This window comes from Sphingomonas turrisvirgatae (genome assembly GCF_001721295.1).
Lineage (GTDB): Bacteria > Pseudomonadota > Alphaproteobacteria > Sphingomonadales > Sphingomonadaceae > Sphingomonas > Sphingomonas turrisvirgatae.
The window spans coordinates 69,882-86,215 of record NZ_MDDS01000046.1 but is presented as its reverse complement, the minus strand read 5'-3'; the positions used below and the strand labels follow the sequence as shown (position 1 = coordinate 86,215).

Sequence of the window (16,334 nt, the reverse complement as noted above, 5' to 3'; positions counted from 1 at the left end):
GTTCGGCCCCGAAAAGGGTGAAACGATGTACCACGACCATTACGGACTGAGCGCACGGCCATTCCAGCTGACGCCCGACCCGGCCTTCTGGTTCGACACCGCCACGCATCGCAAGGCGATGGCGTATCTGGGCTATGGGCTGAGCCAGGCGGAAGGATTCGTGGTCATCACGGGCGACCCCGGAGCGGGCAAGACCACGCTGGTCGGGCATCTGATGGACACCATCGACCGTGAGCGGCTGCACGTCGTTCAGATCGTGACCACGCAGATCGATGCGCACGACCTGCTGCATCTGGTCGCCAAGGGGCTGGGCGTCAACACCGCAGGCATGGCCAAGGCGCAAGTGCTGGGCGCGGTCGAAAAGGGGCTGCATGCAGTCGCGCGGGGCGGCAAGCGCACGCTGCTGGTGGTCGACGAAGCGCAGGCGCTGCCGACGCAGAGCGTCGAGGAACTGCGCATGCTGTCGAACTTCCAGGCGGGCGGCCATGCGTTGCTGCAGATCTTCCTGCTGGGGCAGCCCGAATTTCGCGAGCGGATGGCCGATGCCTCGCTCGAGCAATTGCGCCAGCGCGTGATCGCGATGCATCATCTCGACCCGATGGGCGCCGAGGAGCTGGGGCCGTATCTGGCGCACCGGCTGTCGATCGTAGGGTGGAACGGGCGCCCGAACTTCACCGACGATGCGGTCGCCGCGATGCACCGGGCGACCGGCGGATCGCCGCGCAAGATCAACCAGCTGGCCGGCCGCGTGCTGCTGTTCGGCGCGATCGAGCTGATCGACACGTTCGATGCAGCGGATGTTGAGGCGGTGGTCGCCGATATGACCGGTGACATGCTGATGCGCGAGACAGCCGAACCTGCGCCGGCAGCTTCGTCGCATGTCAGTGAAGCGACGGTTGAGGCCGAGGCCAATGTCGAGGCCGACGTCGACCCCGTTCCCGAGCCTCAGGTCGAAACAACAGTCGAGGCGTCGGGCGAAGCTGCGCCCGCCCCGGCCCCATCCATGACAGCGCCCGCCGACGACATGTTGCTTGCGCGCATTTCCCGGCTTGAGGCGCGGCTCGAGGAACAGGATGCGGCCTTGCGTCGCGTGCTGACGCTGATGGTCGACTTTATCGAGAATGACGGGGGCGAGCCGGTCGCGCGCGGCGCGGCGGCCTGACCATGCTTGCCAACGCGCTGTCCGTCGATGTCGAGGACTGGTTCCAGGTCGGTGCGTTCGAGACGGTGATCAGCCGCGAGGATTGGCCGCGGCTGGAGCACCGTGTCGAACGCAATACCGAACGCGTGCTTGAGCTGTTCGACGACGGCGGGGTGCGGGCGACGTTCTTCACGCTCGGCTGGGTGGCGGAACGCTATCCCGCGCTGATGCGGCGCGTGGCCGATGCCGGACATGAAGTCGCCAATCATGGCTGGGATCACGGCCGTGTGTTCACGATGACGCCGACGCAGTTCCGCGCCGACACCCGCCGTGCGCGTGCGGCACTCGAAGATGCTTCGGGACAGAAGGTTACCGGCTATCGCGCGCCAAGCTTTTCGATCGACGGGCGCACCCCTTGGGCGCACCAGATTCTGGCCGAGGAAGGTTATGCCTATTCGTCCAGCGTCGCGCCGATCGGGCATGATCACTACGGCTGGGCCGATGCGCCGCGCGGGGCCTTCCGGCCGGTCCCGGACGCCGATCTGATCGAGTTGCCGGTGACGACCGCAAACATGCTGGGCCGCGATGTGGTGACGGGGGGCGGGTTCTTCCGGCTCTTGCCGGGCGCGCTCTTCCATCGCGCGATCGACGCCATGAACCGGGAGGCACGCCCGGCGGTATTCTACTTCCATCCATGGGATATGGATCCCGGCCAACCGCGCGTGCGAAACGCGCCATTGCGCTCGAAGCTGCGGCACTATGCCCGGCTTGGCGCGATGGCGGGCAAGATGCGCACGCTGCTCGCGCGGCATCGCTGGGATCGGACCGATCGCGTGGTCGCAGGGGAGCGGGCGCGCTTGCCATGAATGCGCCGGCGTCGATCCGACCTGTGACGCTGCGCATCGCTCAGTTGGGCGATGCGGTCGAGCGCGCGCGCATTGCGGCCTATGTCGAGGAACATCGCGACGGCACGCCGTTTCACCTGCCGGCGTGGAGCGCGGCGGTGGCGAGCGGGTGCGGGCAGCGCGCGCACTATCTGGTTGCCGAACGCGGCGTACACGGCATCGTCGGCGTGCTCCCATTGACCGAGCTGCACTCGCCGCTGTTCGGGCGGGTGCTGGCTTCGGCCGGGTTCGGGGTGGGGGGCGGCGTGCTGGCCGACAAGCCGGAGATCGCGCACCAGCTGGGCGAGGCGTGCTGGACTCTTGCCCAGCGGCTGAGCTGCCCCAGCGTGGAGTTGCGCGGCGGGCCGCGGCCCGGACCGGAATGGACGGTCGACGATACGCATTATCTGGGCTTCGAGCGCGCGTTGGCGGCCGACGATGCTGCCGAATTGCTGGCGATCCCGCGCAAGCAGCGCGCAGAGGTGCGCAAGTCGCTGGAGGCGGACCTGACGGTCGAGGTGGGGCAGGGCGACGTCGCTGTCGCGGCGCATTATGCGGTCTATGCCGAATCCGTGCGCAACCTCGGCACGCCCGTGTTCCCGGCGCGGCTGTTTCGCGAGGTGCTGAACGAGTTCGGGCCAGCATCAGACGTGCTGGTCGTCCGGCACCGCGGGCAAGCGGTCGCTGCGGTGCTGAGCCTGTATTGGCGAGGTACGGTCTATCCTTATTGGGGCGGCGGCACGGCGGCGGCACGGCTGCTGCGAGCCAATGACCGCATGTACTTCGAACTGATGCGCCACGCGCGCGAGCGGGGCTGCGCAAGGTTCGACTTCGGGCGGTCGAAAGTCGGCACGGGCGCGGCGGCGTTCAAGAAGAACTGGGGCTTCGTGCCGACGCCGCTCACCTATTACGACCGTGTCGCAAACGGCGCGTCGATCCGCGACGCCAACCCGCTCAATCCCAGATACCGGCTGCAGGTCGCGCTGTGGCGGAGATTGCCGCTCGCCATCGCCAACCGCATGGGACCCTGGATCGCCAAGGGTCTGGGGTGATGGGAGACCTGCTGTTCCTGGCGCATCGCGTGCCGTGGCCTCCGGACCGCGGGGACAAGATCCGTGCGTTCCACATCCTCAAGCACCTTGCGGCCAAACGGCGTGTGCATGTTGCGGCCTTCGCCGACGATCGCGCCGACCTGACCGGCGATAGCGGGCTGACGCTCAGCGAAACGCATATCCTGTGGCGAGGGAAGTCGCGGGCCGTTGCCGGGGTGCAGGCGCTGGTGTCGCGCCGGCCGCTATCGCTGACCGCATTCGAGCAACGCGAGATGCGCGAGACGGTCGCAGGGATTTTGGCGCGGCATCCGATCGACACCATCTACGTCTTTTCCGGGCAGATGGCGCAGTACCTTCCGGACAGGACGGAAGCATCAGTCGTGATGGATTTCGTCGATATGGATTCGGCAAAGTTCGAGACATACGGCGCGACGACGCGTGGCTTTGCCGGCTGGATGATGCGGCGGGAGGCACAACTGCTGCTGGCTCACGAGGCGAGCGTTGCGCAAACAGCCGATGCCAGCCTGTTCGTCAGCGAGGCGGAAGCTGAATTGTTTTGCGACCGCACGCATGCGGGCCGGGTGCATGCGGTCGGCAATGGCATCGATACCGCGGTGTTCGATCCGCACGCGTCGTTCAAGCCGCAGAAGGTGACCGGACCGCTGATCGTGTTCACGGGGCAGATGGACTATCGCCCGAATAGCGAAGGCGTTCGTTGGTTCGTCGAAGCGATCCTGCCGCAGGTGCGATCGGCGCATCCCGACGTTCGCTTCGCCATTGTGGGTCGCAACCCGGACGCAGACGTCCGTGCGCTGGCGAGGGAGCCCGGCGTGATCGTCACCGGCGCCGTTGGCGACGTGCGACCCTGGCTTGCCGCCGCGTCCGTCGTCGTCGTGCCGCTGAAGCTGGCGCGGGGAGTGCAGAACAAGGTGCTGGAGGCGATGGCGATGGCGCGTCCGGTCGTGGCGTCCGCAGCCGCGGCCACAGGCATCGACCACGGCGGCACGATCAGCGTCGCGGAGGATGCAAGCGCGACCGTCGAAGCGATCGTCACGCTGCTCGCCGATGCCGCGGCGGCTCAGCGGCTGGGCGATGCCGCGCGCGTGCGGGTGATCGAACGCCATGGCTGGGCGGCGCAGCTCGCGGCGCTTGATGCCGTGCTGGACGAAATTCGCTTGCCGAACGGTCACGAGGTAGCGGCATGACGATCGCAGTTCCGCGCGTTTCGTTCGAGCGGGGCGCAGGCCTGTTCGACTCGGCCTGGCAGCGTCATGCGGCATTGCTGGCGGGGACCTGCGTGGCGCTGCTGTTGCTGTTCCGTGCCGATGTCGCCGATCTTGCCGCAATCTACTGGACCAACACTACCTTCGGGCATTGCCTGTTCATCGCGCCGGTCGTCGCATGGTTGGTGTGGCAGCGGCGACGTGAGCTGGCCCTGGTGCCGCCGGTCGGCTGGTGGCCGGGGCTTGTCGTCATGAGCGGCGGCGGGTTTGCATGGCTGATCGGCGATGCGGCCGGCGTGGCGCTGTTCCGGCATCTGGGGTTGGTGGTGATGCTGCAGGGTGCGGCCGTCGCGCTGCTAGGCCCGAATGTCACGCGCGCACTGCTGTTTCCGCTGGCCTATATGATCTTCCTGGTGCCGTTCGGGGAATCGCTTGAAGGGCCGCTGCAGGACCTGACCGTGCGAATCCTGGTGCCGCTGCTGCACCTATTCGCGGTTCCGGCACAGGTCGACGGGGTGCTGATCACCACGCCGAACGGCTGGTTCGAGGTCGCCGAGGCTTGTTCCGGCGCGAAGTTCGTGATCGCGATGATAGCCTATGGCGCGCTGGTGGCGAACGTCTGTTACGTCAGCTGGCGTCGACGCGCGGCGTTCATGGCCGTGGCGCTGATCGTGCCGATGGTCGCCAACGGGCTGCGCGCGTTCGGAACGGTCTACGCCGCTTACTTGACCTCGGTCGAGCAGGCGACCGGCTATGACCATATCGTCTATGGCTGGGTATTCTTCGGCCTGGTGATGGCGGGCGTGATGGCAATCGGGTGGAAGTGGTTCGATCGTGATCCCGACGCGCCGTGGTTCGACGCCGCCAAGCTGCAGGCGCATTGGCCGGGCACGGCGCAGCTGCCGGCCGTCGTGGCGCTGACGGGTCTGTTCATCGTCAGCCTGTTCCTGGCCTGGGCCGGCGCCATTGCGGCCCGCGCGGACACGCTGCCGGCAAGGATCGCGCTGCCGCAGGTTGCAGGTTGGCAGCAGGTGCCGCTCAGCGCGCGGGCGACGTGGAAGCCGAATTTCCCGGGCGCCGATCATTTCCTGATGGGCCGCTATTCAGATGGGATGGGCGCGCAGGTCGATCTGGTGCTGGCCGTCTATGGCAGCCAGCGCGAGGGGAAGGAACTGGTCGGCTTTGGGCAAGGCGCGATTCGCGAGAACGATAAATGGGTGCGGATCGAGGATTTGCCGGCCCTGGATGGCGGCAAGGCGCTGCGCATGACCGCTGGCCCCGTAGAACGCGAAGTCGTGACCTGGTATCGCGTGGGCGACGTGCTGACCGGCAGCGATGGCCGGGTTAAGGCGGAGACGTTAAAGGCCAAGCTGCTCCGCGGTCGGCAACGTGCCGTCGCAGTGTTGGTGTCGGCCGAGAAGGATGCGGCGCTGCCGACCCGTGCGGCGATCAAACGCTTCATGGCTGCGGTCGGCCCGGTGGAGCGTGTCGCCGACGCGGCGGCCGGGGGCGACCGGCCGCCCGATGTGCGATAGAGCGGGCTGATGTGCGGAATTGCAGGGCTTTACTATCCAGGCGTGCCCAAGCCGGTCGAGCCGGCGCGGGTGCGCGCGATGACCGATGCGCTGGTGCATCGCGGCCCGGACGGCGCGGGCGTATGGACCGCGCCGGGCGTGGGGCTGGGCCATCGTCGGTTGTCGATCATCGATCTGGCCGGAGGCGCGCAGCCGATGGCGACGCCCGAAGGGGACGTGGTCGTCAGCTTCAACGGCGAGATCTACAACTTTCAGGAAGTCCGCGCCGAGCTTGAGGCAAAGGGCGCGCGGTTCGCCAGCAACGGCGATACCGAAGTGCTGCTGCACGGCTGGCGGGCGTGGGGCGTCAAGCTGCTGGACAAGTTGAACGGCATGTTCGCCTTTGCGCTGTACGACGCGCGGGCGCAGTCGCTGTTGCTGGCGCGCGACCGGCTGGGTGTGAAGCCGCTTCACTATGCCGAACTGTCGGATGGGGCTGTGGCATTCGCGTCGGAGATCAAGGGGCTGTTCGCACACCCGCTGTTCCGCCGCACGCCCGATTTCAGCGCAGTCGAGGACTTTCTGGGGCTTGGCTACGTTCCCGACGATGCCTCGGTTTTGGCGGGAGTCAGGAAGCTTCCCGCCGGCCATTATCTGCTGCTCGAGCGTGGGAAGCCGGTGGGCAGGCCGGTCGAGTGGTGGGACGTTGACTTCTCAAGGCGCGCAAGCGGGTCGGTTCGAGATCTGCAGGCGCAGCTGATCGATCACCTGCGCACCGCCGTCCGTTCGCGCATGCTGGCCGATGTGCCGCTCGGCGCGTTCCTGTCGGGCGGAGTCGATTCGAGCGCGGTCGTCGCATTGATGGCCGAGACGAGCCGTTCGGCGGTGAAAACCTGCACGATCGGGTTCGACGAGGCCGGCTATGACGAGACGTCATATGCCCGCCAGGTCGCCGAACGGTTCGCGACCGATCACCGCGTGCGCAAGGCGGCGGCAGACGACTTCGCACTGATTGACACGCTGGTCCATCATTTCGACGAGCCCTTTGCCGACGCTTCGGCGCTGGCGACCTATCGCGTGTGCGAGCTGGCGCGAGAGCAGGTGACGGTGGCGCTATCGGGCGATGGCGCGGATGAGGCGCTGGCGGGCTATCGCCGCTACAAATTCCACGCAGCCGAAGAGCGTGTGCGGGCGCTGTTGCCGGGCCAGGTGCGCGGCATGTTCGGCGCGATCGGCCGAGCGTACCCCAAGGCCGACTGGGCACCGCGGCCGCTTCGCGCGAAAACGACGCTGCTCGCGCTGGCCGAGGACGCGGGTGCAGCCTATGCCAAGGCGGTGGGCGTCACCGCACCTTCGGTGCGCGAGGGCCTTTATACCGACGGCGCGCGTGCGCAGCTGGGCGGGCATCGCGCCGAGACACGCTATGTCGAGACGATGCGGCATGCACCGGCCCGGGATGGTCTAGACCGCGCGCAATATGCGGATTTCAAGCATTGGCTTCCGGGCGATATCCTGACGAAGATGGACAGGACGAGCATGGCAGTAAGCCTGGAGGCGCGCGAGCCGCTGCTGGACTATCGCTTCGTCGAGTTCGCCGCGAGCTTGCCGGCGTCGCTGCGCATCCGCCGGGGGCAGGGCAAGTGGCTGATGAAGAAGGCGCTTGAACCCTATTTGCCCAAGGACGTGCTCTACCGGCCCAAAATGGGGTTCGTAACGCCGGTCTCGGCCTGGTTCCGGGGCGCGCTGGCCGACGAGGCGGCGGGGCTGGCGCGATCGGCCGTGCTGGCCGGCAGCGGCTGGTTCGAACCCAAGGCAATTGCTCGCCTGGCCGATGCGCATCGCAGCGGGCGCGAGGAACATGGCCGCACGCTGTGGCAGCTGCTGATCCTCGAGCGGAGCCTAGCGCGGCTGTTCGGTTGATCCTTTGCGCATCCGTCATGCGCGCGCGGCAGGATCGGGCTTTGCATCCTGAGCGCCGACCCCATATGGGGCGCACTCCCCGGTCAGTTTGAGGAAGGACAAGGCGTGAAGGACGTTCTCGTAATCGGCGCAGGCGGCGTTTCATCGGTCGCGGTGCACAAGATGGCGAAGAACCCCGACCTGTTCGGGAAGATCACGCTGGCGAGCCGGCGTAAGTTCAAGTGTGAGGCAATCGCGGAGTCGGTGAAGCAGCGGTTCGGCGTGACGATTGATGTCGCCGAAGTGGATGCCGACGACGTGCCGGCGACCAGCGCGCTGATCGAACGCGTGAAGCCGAACCTGCTGGTCAATCTGGCGCTGCCGTATCAGGACCTCAACTTGATGGACGCGTGCCTGAATACCGGCACCGATTATCTCGACACCGCCAATTACGAGCCGCGCGACGAGGCACGGTTCCACTATGGCTGGCAGTGGGACTATCAGGAACGTTTCGAGAAGGCGGGCTTGATGGCGCTGCTCGGATCGGGCTTCGATCCTGGCGTCACCAGCGTGTTCGCGATGTACATCAAGAAGCATCTGCTCGACACGATTCGCACGCTCGACATCCTCGATTGCAACGGCGGCGATCACGGCCAGCATTTCGCGACCAACTTCAATCCCGAGATCAACATCCGCGAGATCACCGCGCCCGCGCGGCACTGGGAAAATGGCGAGTGGGTCGAAACCCCGGCGCTCTCGACGCGGCAGGTGTTCGAATTCGATCAGGTCGGCGCGAAGAACATGTACCTCATGTATCATGAGGAGCTGGAGAGCCTGGCCAAGTTCCTGCCGGAGCTCGAGCGCGCGCGTTTCTGGATGACGTTCGGCGAGCAGTATCTGACGCATCTGCGCGTGCTGCAGAATGTCGGCCTGACCTCGATCGAGCCGATCATGTACGAAGGCCGCGAGATCGTGCCGCTCCAGTTCCTGAAGGCCGTGTTGCCCGAGCCTTCGACGCTCGGCACCACGACCAAGGGCAAGACGAACATCGGCGACATCGCGACCGGCACGAAGGATGGCGAAGAGAAGACCTTCTACGTCTATAACGTGTGCGATCACGAAGATGCGTTCGAGGAAACCGGCAACCAGGCGGTGAGCTATACCACCGGCGTGCCGGCGATGATCGGCGCGGCGCTGATGCTGAACGGCACGTGGCGTGGCGAGGGCGTGTTCAACATGGAGCAGTTCGATCCCGATCCCTTCATGGACATGCTCAACAAGCATGGCCTGCCGTGGCAGGTACATGAGCTGGATGGCCCGCTGAAGTTCTGATGAGGGGAAGGGGGCTGCGGCTCCCTTCTTCCGTTATGCGAGATCGCCTGCCGGTGCCGGTAGGCTTACGGAGGTAATTGTCTTGTCCGATACTCGCGCTGAACCGCCGGTCATGTCCACCAAGGCGGGCGACCCCGGCGCGTTCGCCCGGTTCGATCTGACGCGCGTGCCTTCGCCCTGCTTCGTCGTGGATGCAGCTGCGGTGGAGCGCAATCTGCAGACCATCGCCGACGTGCGCGACCGCGCGGGGGTGAAGATCCTGCTCGCGCTCAAGGCATTTTCGATGTGGTCGCTTGGCGACCTCGTCGGGCGCTATCTGGACGGCGTGGCGACGTCGGGGTTGTGGGAAGCCAAGCTTGCCGACGATCATTATCACGGCGAGATCGCGACCTATTGCTCGGGCTACAAGGCCGGCGACATGGCGGAGGTGTGCCGCATTTCCGACCACGTCATTTTCAACACGCCGTCGCAGCACGCGGCGATGCGTGGCGAGCTGGATGCGGCGCGAGCACGGGGCGATACTTTCCATGTCGGGCTGCGGCTCAACCCGATGCATTCGGAAGGCGAGGTCCAGAAGTACGATCCCGCCCAGCCGCACTCGCGTCTCGGTTTTCCCGCGGATCAGCTGCGGCCCGAGCATCTCGATGGCATCGACGGCCTGCATGTCCATTCGCTCTGCGAGCAGGATTTCCCGCCGCTGCGGCGCACCTGGGAGGCTTTGAAGCCACGCATCGCGCCGTATCTGGGCCAGCTTAAATGGCTTAATTTCGGCGGTGGGCACCACATCACGCGCGCCGACTATCAACGCGACGATCTGGTCCAGTTCCTGAAGGGGGTGCGTGAGGAGACTGGCCTCGACGTCTATCTCGAACCAGGCGAGGCGATCGCGCTCGACACTGGTATCCTGGTGGGTGAGTTCGTCGACCTGTTCGACAACGGGATGCCGATTGGCGTGGTCGACATCTCTGCCACGTGCCACATGCCCGACGTGATCGAGGCGCCGTACCGCCCGGCGATGCTAGGCGAGGTGGGCGAGGTGCTCGTCCGCCTCGGCGGCCCGTCCTGTCTGGCTGGCGACATCCTGGGCGACTATCGCTTCGAACAGCGCCCGCAGCCGGGCCAGCGCTTCGCCTTTCTCGACCAGGCGCATTATTCGATGGTGAAGACGACGACCTTCAACGGGGTTCCACTCCCCAGCATCGCGTTGTGGGACAGCCGCAGCGACGATCTGCGGATCGTGAAATCGTTCGGTTACGAGGATTTCGAGGGGCGGCTTTCCTGATTTCTGCTGCGGTGCTAGGCGCGCCGCCATGCTGAACTTGTCCGGAATCACCGTTCGCCTTGGCGGACGCACGATCATTGACCGCGCCTCCGCGGCCCTGCCGCCAAAAGGCAGGATCGGGCTGATCGGCCGCAACGGCGCTGGCAAGTCGACGCTGGTCAAGGTCATTGCCGGCATGATCGACCCCGACGAAGGCGGCGCCGAGATGCCGCGTGGCGCGCGGCTTGGTTATGTCGCGCAGGAAGCGCCAGCGGGCAAGACGACGCCGTTCGAAACGGTGCTGGCGGCAGATATCGAGCGCGCCGCGCTGATGACCGAGGCTGAAGAGCTGGAAGATCCCGACCGGCTTGGCGAGATCCACGAGCGTCTGGGGGCGATCGACGCCTATACCGCGCCATCGCGCGCGTCCCGCATCCTGGTCGGTCTGGGCTTCGACGAGGAAGCGCAGCATCGGTCGCTCGACAGTTTCTCGGGCGGGTGGCGGATGCGCGTGGCACTGGCGGCGCTGCTGTTCAGCCAGCCCGACTTGCTGCTGCTCGACGAGCCGTCCAACCATCTCGACCTGGAAGCCGTGCTGTGGCTGGAGGATTTCCTCAAATCCTATCCGGCGACGATCGTGATCGTGAGCCATGAGCGCGATTTCCTCAACAATGTCGTCGATCACATCCTGCACCTCGAGCGCGGCAAGCTGACGCTCTACCCAGGCGGCTATGACAGTTTCGAGCGACAGCGCGCCGAGCGGCAGGCGCAGCAGGCGGCGGCGCGCGAGAAGCAGTTGGCCGAACGCGCAAAGCTGCAGGACTTCGTCGCGCGTAACTCGGCGCGTGCTTCGACCGCTAAGCAGGCGCAGTCGCGCGCCAAGGCGCTGGCGAAGATGCAGCCGATCGCGGCGGTGATCGACGATCCGAGCCTGTCCTTCGGCTTTCCCGATCCCGAGCAGCTGCGCCCGCCGCTCATCACGCTTGACCATGCGAGCGTCGGTTATGACGGGAAACCGATCCTGCAGCGGATCAACATGCGCATCGATCCCGACGATCGCATCGCGCTGCTGGGGCGCAACGGCAACGGCAAGACGACGCTGGCGCGGCTGCTGGCGGCGCAACTGACCCCGATCGAGGGGGAAAAGGCGGCGTCGGGCAAGATGCGGGTGGGTTATTTCACCCAGTATCAGGTCGAGGAGCTGCACAGCGACGAGACGCCGTATGACCATATGGCGCGATTGATGGAGGGGCAGAAGCCGGCGGCGGTGCGGGGGCAGCTCGGGCGCTTCGGCTTCCCTGGCGAGAAGGCGATGACTCAGGTCGGCAAGCTTTCGGGCGGTGAGCGCGCGCGGCTGGCGCTGGCGCTGATCACGCGCGACGCGCCGCACATGCTGATCCTCGATGAGCCGACCAACCACCTCGATGTCGATGCGCGCGAGGCACTGATCCAGGCGCTGGCGGCGTATCAGGGCGCGGTGGTGATCGTCAGCCACGACCGGCACATGATCGAGATGACGGCGGATCGGCTGGTGTTGGTCGATGGTGGCACCGCACGGCCGTTCGAGGGAAATCTGGACGATTATATCGCGTTCGTGCTGGCCAAGGAGCCTAAGGCGGAGGGTTCGAAAGGCGGCGTCAACCGCAAGGATGCGCGGCGCGAGGCGGCCGAGGCGCGGGAGAAGGGGAATGCGCTGCGCAAATCGGCCAAGGCAGCAGAAGCGGAACTCGCGAAGCTGAACGAGCGACTGTCCGCCATCGATCGCGCGATGTTCGATCCGGCCAGCGGCGCTCCGGAGTTCACCAAACTGACGATGACCGAACTGATGAAGCTGCGCGGCGCGCTTGTGAAGCAGATCGAGGCGGCAGAGGTTAGCTGGATGGAAGCGAGCGAAGCGCTGGAGGCACTGGCGGCGTGACGCGGTGGCGTAGGGGCTTGGGCCGCGCTCGCTCTGCCCATTCCCGGTGGGAGCGGGAGGTAGGCGCGAGGCGTCGGAAGGGTGAGGGCGATCGGCGGTGACCATCGCGGTCGTCCACCACCCGCTCTACGTCGCGCCAGCGCCGGCACGCAGCCAGTATCAGTGGAACAAGAATGGCCTGGTCCGCGATCAGCTGCGCGATCTGGGTGACGCGCTCGAATGGCATGAGCCCGAACCGATGCCGCGCGAGTGGATCGAGACGGTACACGATCCAGACTATGTGGCGCAGGTGATCGAGGCGCGCCTGCCGCGAGAGAAGGAACGCCGGATCGGCTTTCCCGTGACCGCGGCGGTGGCGGCACGGGCGATGGCGGTGCCGGGCGGAACCTATCTGGCGGCAAAGCTGGCGCAGCAGCGCGGTTTTGCTGCGAACACGGCCGGCGGCAGCCATCATGCGCTGGCTGATACGGGGGCCGGCTATTGCATCTTCAACGACCTTGCGATCGCCGCGCATCGGCTGGCGAGTGAGGGCGAGCGAGTGCTGATCGTGGACTGCGACGTGCATCAGGGCGACGGCACAGCATCGTTGATGGCCGGGCGGCTCGATGTTGCGACCTATTCGATCCATGCCGACAAGAACTTCCCGGTTCGCAAGGCGCGCTCGACGCTGGACGTGCCGCTGGACGATGGAACCGACGATGCCGGTTACATGGCGGCGTTGACCACCACCCTGCCTCGGCTGGCGGACGAGTTTGCACCGACGATCATCCTCTATCAGGCGGGCGTCGATCCGTGGGCGGGAGATCGACTCGGGCGGCTTGCCCTCAGCCATGAGGGGTTGGTGATGCGCGACCGATGGATCGCGATGCTGGCGCGATCGCGCGGCTTGCCGCTCGCGAGCGCACTGGGTGGCGGGTACGGGGCCGACGCGATGGAAGTGTCTGGTCGTCACGTCGCCTCGATCCTGGCGCTCGGCGGGGCATGAAAAGAAGCGGTTGCAACCTGCCCGCATCGGCCTAACCTTCCCGGTAACACCCCGGAGAGGGTGATACATTGCAGGAGGGACTGAGTGGCCAGCGCTGTCCATCAGGTGACGCCCGCCGAGGCATCGGCCGATCCTCAGCCCGAGGCGGTGGTCGTGCGTTTCGCCGGCGATTCTGGCGATGGCATGCAGCTGACCGGCGGGCAGTTCACGCTCTCAGCCGCACTGGCCGGCAACGACCTTGCGACCTTCCCCGACTTTCCCGCCGAGATTCGCGCGCCGCAGGGGACGCTGTTCGGCGTGTCGGCGTTCCAGATCAACTTTGGGTCGGTGTCGATCGAAACTGCGGGCGATGCGCCGGACGTGTTGGTGGCGATGAACCCGGCAGCGCTCAAGACCAATGTCGGCGATTTGAAGCCGGGCGGCCTGATCATCGCGGACGAGGGAGAGTTCAGCAAGCGCAACCTCGACAAGGCGAGATATCCCGAGAACCCACTGGACGACGGCTCGCTCGCCAAGTGGCAGTTGCTGCGCCTGAATATCTCTCAGCTGACGATGGACGCGGTGAAACCGTTCGGGCTGGGCAACAAGGAAGCGTTGCGCTGTAAGAACATGTGGACGCTGGGGCTGGCGCTGTGGATGTTCGATCGGGATCGCCAGCCGCTAATCGATTGGCTGAAAGCGAAGTTCGCCAAAGCGCCTGAGCTGGCCGAGGCCAATATCGCCGCGCTGAATGCCGGCCATGCCTATGGCGAAACGGCTGAGCTGGGCGCGCAGGGCGTGGGACAGCTGCATGTGCCCGCCGCGCCGGTCGAACCGGGATTGTACCGCACGGTGACGGGAGCGGATGCGATCTCGATGGGGCTGGTCGCAGGCGCGCAGTTGGCGGGACTGAAGCTGTTCTACGGCGGTTATCCGATCACGCCGGCAAGCGCGATCCTTCACCATCTGGCGCGGCTGAAGGAGTTCGGCGTCACCACGTTCCAGGCGGAGGACGAGATAGCGGCAATCGCGTCGGCATTGGGCGCGAGCTATGCCGGATCGCTCGGCGTGACCTGTTCGTCCGGCCCCGGAATTGCGCTGAAGACCGAGGCGATCGGGCTGGCGATCATGACCGAGCTGCCGCTGGTGATCGTGAATGCGCAGCGCGGCGGACCATCGACGGGCCTGCCGACCAAGACCGAGCAGTCCGACCTTTACCAAGCGGTCTATGGCCGTAACGGCGACGCGCCGGTGCCGGTAATCGCGACACGCTCGGCTGCGGATTGCTTCGACTGCGCGATCGAAGCGGTGCGGATCGCGACGCAATATATGACGCCGGTGATGCTGCTGACCGATGGTTATCTCCAGAATGCGGCCGAGCCGTGGAAGGTCCCGGACATGAGCGGCTACACGCCATTCCCGGTGGAGTTCGAAGCGCGCGTGCCGGACGAGGAAGAGGCGTTTCTGCCCTATGCCCGCGACGCGAAGCTCAAGCGGCCGTGGGTGAAGCCCGGCACGCCGGGGCTGATGCATCGGGTCGGCGGAATCGAGAAGGCGGAAGGCACCGGCAATCTCGATTATTCGCCGGCCAATCACCAGGCGATGACCGAGATACGGCGGCAGAAGGTCGCCGGGATTGATGTGCCCGATCAGGTGGTCGAGCAAGGCGGACCGGGTGGCACGCTGGTCGTCGTCGGTTGGGGATCGACCTATGGCCCCATCACACAGGCCGTACGGCGTGCGCGGCGGCAGGGGCTGGATGTCAGCCACATCCATATCCGCCACATCTGGCCGCTACCCCGAAACCTTGGCGATCTGCTCCGCAGCTTTGACCATGTGCTGGTGCCGGAGATGAATACCGGGCAGCTCAAGACGGTGTTGCGAGACCAGTTTCTGGTCGATGCGCGTCCGCTCAACAAGGTGTCGGGCCAGCCGTTTCGCATCCACGAGATCGAGGCGGCGATCGGGGCCTTTTTCGACGGCGCGCCGCGCAATGAGGGCGGCACCCTGTCGGCTGACGATACGCAGCTGCCCAATCCCGTGGCGGGGCATGACGATGGCTCGCTGCGCGGCAAGTCCTCGCCGCAATCGGCTTGAAGGGGGAGCGATGAACGAGATCACCACCATCCGTCCGAGCAGCCCGAAGGACTGGGAGACCGATCAGGAAGTGCGCTGGTGCCCCGGCTGCGGCGACTATGCGATCCTGAAGGCGGTGCAGCGAACGATGCCTGAAATCGGGGGCGCGCCGGAAAATACGGTGTTCATCAGTGGCATCGGCTGCTCGTCGCGCTTTCCCTATTATATGGAGACATATGGTTTCCACACCATCCATGGCCGCGCGCCGGCAGTTGCGACGGGCGTGAAGCTTGCCAATCCCGAGCTGGACGTGTGGATCGTCACGGGGGATGGGGACGGGCTGTCGATCGGCGGCAATCACACGATGCACCTGCTGCGGCGGAACCTGGATTGCCAGATCCTGCTGTTCAACAACGAGATCTATGGGCTGACCAAAGGCCAATATTCGCCGACCAGCCGCGAGGGTACGCGGTCGCCATCCACCCCCTTTGGGTCGGTCGATCACCCGGCCAAGCCGTGCGCCTTCGCATTAGGATCGGGGGCAAGGTTCATCGCGCGCGGGATCGATGTGCACAAGAACTTGCCGAGCGTGCTGAAGGCCGCGCATGCGCATCGGGGCGCAGCGTTCGTCGAGATTTTCCAGAACTGCATCGTCTATAATGACGACGTCTTTGCGCCGTTCACGCAGAAGGCGAATGCCGGCAATCAGCTGTGGCTGACCGATGGCGAGCCGATGCTGTTCGCCGGCGGGACCAAGGGCATCGCGCTGGACGTGCAGGCACTGACGCTGAAAGTAGTCGATGTGGTGGATGGTGACGCATCGGGCATCCTGGTCCACAATGTCCGCAACCGTGCGCTCGCGCACCTGCTGGTGGAAATGCCGTTCGGGCCGTTTCCGATGGCGTTGGGCGTGATCTACGACGATCCGGCATCGACCTTTGAAGCGGCGGTGATGGCGCAGAATGCCGCGGCCAGCGAAGGCAAGCCGGCCGATCTGCAGAAGCTGGTGAGCAAGGGCCAGACCTGGATGGTCGAGAAGGAACCGCACGCGCTTTGAAGCGCTGGGCGGG

Annotated in this window: 12 protein-coding genes; all 12 read left to right on the top strand. The window is 65.9% G+C overall.

Going from position 1 to position 16,334, the window contains the following annotated elements:
* Positions 1-25: 25 nt before the first annotated feature.
* The 12 genes from BFL28_RS14930 to BFL28_RS14875 all read left to right on the top strand — a co-directional run bounded on the left by BFL28_RS14930 (position 26) and on the right by BFL28_RS14875 (position 16,321).
* Positions 26-1,162, top strand: coding sequence for an AAA family ATPase (locus BFL28_RS14930; protein ID WP_069321333.1), 1,137 nt, complete (start codon positions 26-28; stop codon positions 1,160-1,162).
* Positions 1,163-1,164: 2 nt separating this feature from the next.
* Complete coding sequence (locus tag BFL28_RS14925) at positions 1,165-2,007, top strand: XrtA system polysaccharide deacetylase (protein WP_069321332.1); 843 nt, start codon at positions 1,165-1,167, stop codon at positions 2,005-2,007.
* Positions 2,004-3,077, top strand: coding sequence for a FemAB family XrtA/PEP-CTERM system-associated protein (locus BFL28_RS14920; RefSeq protein WP_069321331.1), 1,074 nt, complete (start codon positions 2,004-2,006; stop codon positions 3,075-3,077). Before BFL28_RS14925 ends, BFL28_RS14920 begins: the two co-directional genes overlap by 4 nt.
* Positions 3,077-4,282 carry a TIGR03087 family PEP-CTERM/XrtA system glycosyltransferase gene (locus BFL28_RS14915; protein WP_069321330.1) on the top strand — a complete coding sequence of 402 codons (1,206 nt, stop codon included), beginning with the start codon at positions 3,077-3,079 and terminating at the stop codon, positions 4,280-4,282. Before BFL28_RS14920 ends, BFL28_RS14915 begins: the two co-directional genes overlap by 1 nt.
* A complete protein-coding gene (xrtA, locus tag BFL28_RS14910; protein WP_069321329.1) occupies positions 4,279-5,835 on the top strand; it encodes an exosortase A in 1,557 nt (518 codons plus the stop codon). The genes BFL28_RS14915 and xrtA overlap by 4 nt, the downstream gene beginning before the upstream one ends.
* Before the next feature lie 9 nt (positions 5,836-5,844).
* Complete coding sequence (locus tag BFL28_RS14905; protein ID WP_069321328.1) at positions 5,845-7,734, top strand: XrtA/PEP-CTERM system amidotransferase; 1,890 nt, start codon at positions 5,845-5,847, stop codon at positions 7,732-7,734.
* Positions 7,735-7,839: 105 nt separating this feature from the next.
* Positions 7,840-9,045, top strand: coding sequence for a saccharopine dehydrogenase family protein (locus tag BFL28_RS14900; RefSeq protein WP_119184619.1), 1,206 nt, complete (start codon positions 7,840-7,842; stop codon positions 9,043-9,045).
* Between the two features lie 112 nt (positions 9,046-9,157).
* Positions 9,158-10,327 (top strand): carboxynorspermidine decarboxylase, encoded by a 1,170-nt coding sequence (locus BFL28_RS14895; protein WP_069321327.1) that lies wholly within the window; start codon positions 9,158-9,160, stop codon positions 10,325-10,327.
* A 28-nt stretch (positions 10,328-10,355) separates the two neighbouring features.
* Positions 10,356-12,224, top strand: coding sequence for an ABC-F family ATP-binding cassette domain-containing protein (locus BFL28_RS14890; protein ID WP_069321326.1), 1,869 nt, complete (start codon positions 10,356-10,358; stop codon positions 12,222-12,224).
* Between the two features lie 97 nt (positions 12,225-12,321).
* Entirely contained in the window at positions 12,322-13,209 is an 888-nt protein-coding gene (locus BFL28_RS14885; RefSeq protein ID WP_241527354.1) for a histone deacetylase family protein, read from the top strand.
* Positions 13,210-13,293: 84 nt separating this feature from the next.
* Positions 13,294-15,285 (top strand): 2-oxoacid:acceptor oxidoreductase subunit alpha, encoded by a 1,992-nt coding sequence (locus tag BFL28_RS14880; protein ID WP_069321325.1) that lies wholly within the window; start codon positions 13,294-13,296, stop codon positions 15,283-15,285.
* Positions 15,286-15,295: 10 nt separating this feature from the next.
* Complete coding sequence (locus BFL28_RS14875; protein ID WP_069321324.1) at positions 15,296-16,321, top strand: 2-oxoacid:ferredoxin oxidoreductase subunit beta; 1,026 nt, start codon at positions 15,296-15,298, stop codon at positions 16,319-16,321.
* Positions 16,322-16,334: the final 13 nt, after the last annotated feature.

Bases quoted from the DNA above. Each gene is read 5' to 3' on its own strand.
- BFL28_RS14930 (WP_069321333.1), top strand. From the start codon at position 26: ATGTACCACGACCATTACGGACTGAGCGCACGGCCATTCCAGCTGACG.
- BFL28_RS14925 (WP_069321332.1), top strand. From the start codon at position 1,165: ATGCTTGCCAACGCGCTGTCCGTCGATGTCGAGGACTGGTTCCAGGTC.
- BFL28_RS14920 (WP_069321331.1), top strand. From the start codon at position 2,004: ATGAATGCGCCGGCGTCGATCCGACCTGTGACGCTGCGCATCGCTCAG.
- BFL28_RS14915 (WP_069321330.1), top strand. From the start codon at position 3,077: ATGGGAGACCTGCTGTTCCTGGCGCATCGCGTGCCGTGGCCTCCGGAC.
- xrtA (WP_069321329.1), top strand. From the start codon at position 4,279: ATGACGATCGCAGTTCCGCGCGTTTCGTTCGAGCGGGGCGCAGGCCTG.
- BFL28_RS14905 (WP_069321328.1), top strand. From the start codon at position 5,845: ATGTGCGGAATTGCAGGGCTTTACTATCCAGGCGTGCCCAAGCCGGTC.
- BFL28_RS14895 (WP_069321327.1), top strand. From the start codon at position 9,158: ATGTCCACCAAGGCGGGCGACCCCGGCGCGTTCGCCCGGTTCGATCTG.
- BFL28_RS14890 (WP_069321326.1), top strand. From the start codon at position 10,356: ATGCTGAACTTGTCCGGAATCACCGTTCGCCTTGGCGGACGCACGATC.
- BFL28_RS14875 (WP_069321324.1), top strand. From the start codon at position 15,296: ATGAACGAGATCACCACCATCCGTCCGAGCAGCCCGAAGGACTGGGAG.